General features: G+C 63.3%; 10 protein-coding genes. 7 read left to right on the forward strand and 3 right to left on the reverse strand.

From position 1 onward, the window contains the following. Positions 1–319 precede the first annotated feature (319 nt). Positions 320–625: a hypothetical protein gene (locus EN935_RS20890; protein ID WP_109660917.1), complete on the forward strand. Its 306-nt coding sequence runs from the start codon at positions 320–322 to the stop codon at positions 623–625. A 143-nt stretch (positions 626–768) separates the two neighbouring features. After that, positions 769–1,038 (forward strand): hypothetical protein, encoded by a 270-nt coding sequence (locus EN935_RS20895; RefSeq protein ID WP_109660915.1) that lies wholly within the window; start codon positions 769–771, stop codon positions 1,036–1,038. Between the two features lie 35 nt (positions 1,039–1,073). On the opposite strand, the gene EN935_RS20900 is transcribed toward EN935_RS20895, so the two are convergent. Further along, positions 1,074–1,502 (reverse strand): DoxX family protein, encoded by a 429-nt coding sequence (locus EN935_RS20900; protein WP_109660913.1) that lies wholly within the window; start codon positions 1,500–1,502, stop codon positions 1,074–1,076. Between the two features lie 745 nt (positions 1,503–2,247). On the opposite strand from EN935_RS20900, the gene EN935_RS20905 reads away from it, so the two are divergent. The 4 genes from EN935_RS20905 (at position 2,248) to EN935_RS20920 (ending at position 3,625) form a co-directional block, all read left to right on the forward strand. Continuing rightward, positions 2,248–2,427 (forward strand): DUF3606 domain-containing protein, encoded by a 180-nt coding sequence (locus EN935_RS20905; RefSeq protein ID WP_024501602.1) that lies wholly within the window; start codon positions 2,248–2,250, stop codon positions 2,425–2,427. 127 nt (positions 2,428–2,554) lie between these two features. After that, positions 2,555–2,998, forward strand: coding sequence for a GFA family protein (locus EN935_RS20910; RefSeq protein ID WP_109661442.1), 444 nt, complete (start codon positions 2,555–2,557; stop codon positions 2,996–2,998). Positions 2,999–3,129: 131 nt separating this feature from the next. After that, positions 3,130–3,366, forward strand: a complete 237-nt coding sequence (locus tag EN935_RS20915) for a DUF982 domain-containing protein (protein ID WP_109660911.1) — start codon at positions 3,130–3,132, stop codon at positions 3,364–3,366. Positions 3,367–3,379: 13 nt separating this feature from the next. After that, positions 3,380–3,625 (forward strand): DUF982 domain-containing protein, encoded by a 246-nt coding sequence (locus EN935_RS20920; RefSeq protein WP_127265581.1) that lies wholly within the window; start codon positions 3,380–3,382, stop codon positions 3,623–3,625. Between the two features lie 61 nt (positions 3,626–3,686). On the opposite strand, the gene EN935_RS42810 is transcribed toward EN935_RS20920, so the two are convergent. Then, positions 3,687–3,821: a hypothetical protein gene (locus EN935_RS42810; RefSeq protein WP_274533679.1), complete on the reverse strand. Its 135-nt coding sequence runs from the start codon at positions 3,819–3,821 to the stop codon at positions 3,687–3,689. 90 nt (positions 3,822–3,911) lie between these two features. After that, positions 3,912–4,211 (reverse strand): hypothetical protein, encoded by a 300-nt coding sequence (locus EN935_RS20925; RefSeq protein ID WP_127265582.1) that lies wholly within the window; start codon positions 4,209–4,211, stop codon positions 3,912–3,914. Between the two features lie 149 nt (positions 4,212–4,360). Between EN935_RS20925 and EN935_RS20930 the strand changes: the two genes are divergently transcribed. Then, on the forward strand, positions 4,361–5,287 hold the full coding sequence (locus EN935_RS20930; protein ID WP_127265583.1) for an alpha/beta hydrolase: 927 nt from the start codon (positions 4,361–4,363) through the stop codon (positions 5,285–5,287). The last annotated feature ends 36 nt before the right edge of the window (positions 5,288–5,323 follow it).

The raw sequence follows: 5,323 nt of genomic DNA on the forward strand, positions 1-5,323 counted from the left end.
GAAGATTGCCTGACCGGAGCCCAGCTCGCTCCGCAAGGGGCAGAAACACAAAACCCGCCTCGGCGGCGGGTCTTTGGCGCAAATCAGCACCATGGACAAATATGTAGCATGGCTGCCCTCACCCCGTCAACGATTTTCTAAGAAAAAATTCCTATGCCGCTTTTTCGGGCGATCCTGAAGATCTGCAAAGGCATAGCCTCGCCGCGCCCTCCGGAGCGAAAACGCCGCTCGCGCGTTTCGATCTGGATCTGGCGCAATTCCGGACGGAAAACCGTTTCACACTTTTCCTGGAATTGCTCTGGCCACGGGAGCAATCACCATGAATGTCGCCAATCTTCAACTCGAAGGCCTGCTGATGGCCGTCGCGTCTATCAACCACCTCCTGGTTCAAAAAGGGGTGCTGACGGCGGAGGAAATCGATTTGGCGCTGCGCAAGACCGAGGCCGGCGAAACCAGTCAGGAGCGATCCGACGGCATGTCCGCTTCAAGCCGTGACGCCGTCAACTTCCCGATCCGGCTGCTGGGCCTCGCCAATCAGTGCCAGCCGGAGGCGGACATGCCCTCCTTCTCGAAGCTGGCCCGCATGGTCGGCAAGATCAAGGAACCCTACAACGACCAGCTATGAGGGCTCCAGAACGACGGACCGACACTGGCAACCCCGCGGAAATCCCGTTTTTGCCGGCTGGCTGGTTTTTGGCCGACGGCTGTGAAATCATTAGCCAACACGCATGGAATGATTCCCGTCACACGCCCTTGTGGGAGAAGACGATGGACAGACCAGCCATGGCATCCGTGTTCAGGGTGCGGCATGCACCGGCCACGGTTTCCGGGGTGCGCAGCACCGGCCAGGGCCAGGCCGACCCGGTCATCCGCGTGCGTTCGCTCGGCGAAGCGATCCGCTTCGTCGCCCACGCTTATCCCCAATACGATATCAGCGCCGTCGCCATCACCTCGAGCGATCCTTCGGCCCCTCGCCTCGGCAGCCTGGAGGTGAAGGCGCTTTGGCGTGAGTATGGCGAGCGCCTGACGCAGGAATAGACAGGCCATTCTTTCGCGACCGCGCCGCATGGTGCTCACGCCCTGCCCGGCCATCCCAGGTTTAGCGAAAGCACCCGGCCCGGCCCGTGCACCGCCGCAAACAGCAGTCCGGCCAGGAAGGAAAAATGGTCGATGAAGAAGCCGAACTCGGCCTGGTTTCCGGCCCAGTGGCTGGGCCCGTGGAAGGCAAAGGCGAGGAACAGCACATAGGCGGCGGCGATCAGGGCCGCCTGGGTGAAGAAGGCGCCGGTCAGGAAGCACAGCACCAGGGCGACTTCCAGGATCGCCGCGCACCAGGCCAGGAACAGCGGAAACGGAAAGCCGGCGGCGGCGATATAGCCGGCGGTCGCCTCCATGCCCATGAACTTGAAGGTCACGGCCATCAGGAAGACGCCCGCGAAGATCAGCCGGGCGATGAGAAGGGCCGCGGTCTGCCACGGCGATTGGGTGATTTGCGACGACATGCTCGTTCTCCAGCTTTGCAGGTTGGTCGCTCCTAGGACGCGCGACGATCGCCAGGTCCGACACATCAGGCCAATTTTTTAATCGACAAGCGCGATGCAGGCGCTCCGCCAGGGATCCGGGATGCCTCTTGAAACCATGCACCGTGCCGGCAGGACCGATTTTCGGTTTGCCGGCTGACGGTATATTATTGCCCGCTCGAAGGGGGAAATGGACATGGCCAAGGCATTGATCATCGGTGCATCCCTTGATCATGAAACTTGTTGGTAACCGCGATTGTGCTATTGTTAGCTGGGGCTAATGCACAGGCGTGTACCGGTGCAGTTAATTCGGGCGGGTTTGAAATTGGGCACGAACCTCAGGTTCAGGATAAAATCCCTTGCCGTCCGGTCGACGGCACTGGAATGCAGCGGCTGCGGCGGCGCCGGCCAAGTCTTCCAATGCCCGCGCTGGACGAGTTCCAATGGCAATTGCTGCCCCGCCGGCACGCACCAGCGCGGCTGCCCCGGAGTCAGCACCGCCTGTTCCGAATGTGACGGCGACCACCTTTCCGACGCCGACCCGATGCGGCCATCGGCCTGATACAGGCTTGCGAAGCCGTAGCCGCACCTGGCGGCGTTTGGCGGGGCATGGCGTTATTGTCGTGCCGGTGGAACCAGCGACGCCGATCTGTGTTATGTCCTGTTGATCGCGGGATCGGGCGCCGACGGCTGCGCGTTTCCCCGACAACAGAAAGTGAGGCCTGGGATGGCTGACGACAAGTCGAAGACGAAACAGGACCGCAAGCTGGTCTCGAGCGAAGAGCCTTACGAGGTCGCCGCCTTTGCCCGCAAATACGGCATCCCGCCAAGCGAGGCGCAGACCATCATCAAGCGCTACGGGCCATCGCGCAAGAAGCTCGATGCCCATATGGCGGCGCGCGGCTAGGCCTTTCCCGGGATCGGGACGGGGCTCAATCCGGACGAGCCGATGCGGCTCTGTCCCGGACGAGCCAATCCGGCTCTGTGCCAGACGAGCACCCGGCCCGCAGCGCCACGCAATGACGGAGGTTGCCATGTCCGACACCATACGCAGGACCGGCAGTTGCCTGTGCGGCGGCGTGCAGTTCTCGGTCAGCGGTGCGCCGCTGCGCATTGGTCTTTGCCATTGCAAGGATTGCCGCAAGGCCGGCGGCTCGGTCTATTCGGCCTTTGCCATCTGGCCGCGCGAGGCCTTCGAGACGACTGGCCTTGTCAGTTCCTATGGCACACGCAGCTTCTGCCCGACCTGCGGTGGCCGCGTCGCCTGGGTTGACGACAACGAGGCCGAGGTGACGATCGGCAGCCTCGACATCGCGCCGACCGATCTCGTACCCGAATATGAATTGTGGACCTCAAGGCGCGAGACCTGGCTGCATGCCTTGCCCGACACCGAACAGTTCGAGCATGACCGGCCGGCGGCGCACGACGCCGAAGTGCCGACGCCGAGGTCGCTGTCGGATGCCGACGCGGCCGAGTGAGATTTGATCTCGCCGGCAGGGAACCCACCCCTGCCGGCGACGTTATCCGGCGCCTCGTTCTTTGTGCATATCGTTTTCCCCAAAACCGCTGTGCACTTTTGGGCGACATGCATCAGTCACGGAGACGACCGTTGAACGACAAGATGTTTCCCCGACCCATCAAGTTGAAGTTTGCCCCCGAGCGTGAGCGCGTCGTGCGCAGTGCCTGGGAAGGCCTGGAATGCCTCGGCGACTGGCCGGCCGGCCAGGGCCGGCAATACCGGGCGGCGCTGCGCAGCTGTCGCGACGCGCTGGACGGCTGGACGCCGCCGGAAAAGGCGATGCGGGCAATGATCGACGCCGCGCGCGAAGCAAAATTCCTCCAGTAGCGGAAAACAGGACATGGCCGAGTTGATGCTGTCCACGCCGATGCGGATCAGACCGCATGGCTCCGACACGATCCGCGACATCACCACGCTCGGGGACGCCAGCGAAATCCTCATCGACTGGCCGCAGGCCAAGCGCGGCCCGTTCTATCAGGCCGCGCGCGAACAGGTCGAAGCAGCGTTGGAAGGCAAGGCGGGTGCCGCCGAGGCGCAGGAAGCGTTCGCCGCGCTCTGCAACCATGCCGGCGTGCTGGTTCGGTAAGGCACCAAGAAGCAGGCGAGGCACGGTGCCTCGCCTGCTTTTTGGTGCAAAATCGGTCTGATCACTCGGCGGGAAGCTCGCCTTGTACGATCGGGTTAGAGCTTTCGAAGCCAAAACTCTTTGGCGCCAGCAGAACCAAAGCAATCACAACGGCAATCGAGGCAAGCAATGTGGCCGTGGTCGCAATATCTCTCACAATAATCTCTCCAAATTCCAGTCGTGAGAGAAACGTTCCTGGGAAACCGAGGTTCCATTAGCTTGAGCGATGATACCGGCGAGCCTGCGTTTATTGTTTCGGCGGCTGAGCCGGCACCTGCCCCGGCTTGATCACCGGCATCTTGCCTTCATCGGGCGCCGGCGCTGCCATTCCCTGGTCGCCGGTCGCGGGCGGTTTCAGCACACCGCCGCAATCGTTGAGCTTCTCCGTCAGATTGTCGCTGCCAGGCTGCTGTTCCTGTTTTGCGTCTTGCTCCGTCTGGACCCGGCATTTATCGGCCTGCGGCGCCTGGCTGTCGTCCTGCTGGGCCGCAGCCGGCATTGCCAGCGCCAGCATCAGGCTGAATGGGACGATGGCGAGAATTCTCATCTCGGCCTCCTTCTTCCTGTCACGGCCGCCCGCGGCGACCTTTCCCTTCACAGGGACAACGCCTGTCGATGAAAAAGGTTGGCCGCTTGCGCGCCAGCCGTGTTGCAACCAAATCCGTTCGCCGCCCGTTGCGCGTGCCGGAGGCGACCATGTTCAATGAGTTTCAAAGCGCGGAAATCGACACCGGTGATGCCGGCATATTCTGCCTGCGTGCCGGCAGTGGCCCGCCGCTGCTGTTGCTGCACGGCTTTCCGCAAACACATCTGATGTGGCACGACATTGCGCCCGTCCTGGCCGACCGGTTCAGCGTCGTCTGCGCCGATTTGCGCGGCTATGGCGGCAGTTCCTGTCCGGCCTCCACTCCCGATCACGCGCCCTACGCCAAGCGCTCCATGGCCGCCGACATGGTGGCGCTGATGGAAAAACTTGGTTTCAGCCGCTTCATGGTCGCCGGCCATGATCGCGGCGGGCGTGTCGGCTACCGCATGGCGCTTGATCATCCCGACAGCATCGAAAAGCTCGCCTTGCTCGACATCATAGCCACGGCCGATGTCTGGGATCGAGCCGACGCCAGGCTGGCGCTGGGCTATTGGCCATGGTCGTTGCTGGCGCAGCCCGAGCCGTTGCCGGAAAAGATCCTGGCTGGCGCCGCCGAGGCGATCATCGAAAATGCGTTGAGCGGCTGGGGCTCATCACCGTCGGTGTTTCCAGCCGAAGTGCGTCGGGCCTATGTCGATGCCTTGCGCGACCCTTCCCACATCCATGCAATCTGCGAGGAATACCGGGCAGCGGCGACGCTTGACCGCGAGCACGACCGTTCGGACAAGGCCGCCGGCCGGCGCATCCGTTGCCCGCTGCTGGCGCTGTGGAGCGGTCAAGGCGCATTGGCCGAATGGTATGCCGGCGAAGGCGGGCCGCTGGCGCTGTGGCGCGGCTGGGCCGATGACGTGCGCGGCCAGGCGATGCCAGGTGGACATTTCTTTCCCGAGGAGAACCCGGCGCAGACCGTCGACGCGCTGGCCGGCTTCTTCGGCGAACCGGGCCATGCCGCCCAGAAGATCCTTTCGCGCCGGTGAGCCCTCAAGGGCCGAAGGACGGCTCGGGCTCGGCCG

The sequence above is a fragment of the Mesorhizobium sp. M7D.F.Ca.US.004.03.1.1 genome (assembly GCF_003998635.1).
Lineage (GTDB): Bacteria > Pseudomonadota > Alphaproteobacteria > Rhizobiales > Rhizobiaceae > Mesorhizobium > Mesorhizobium loti.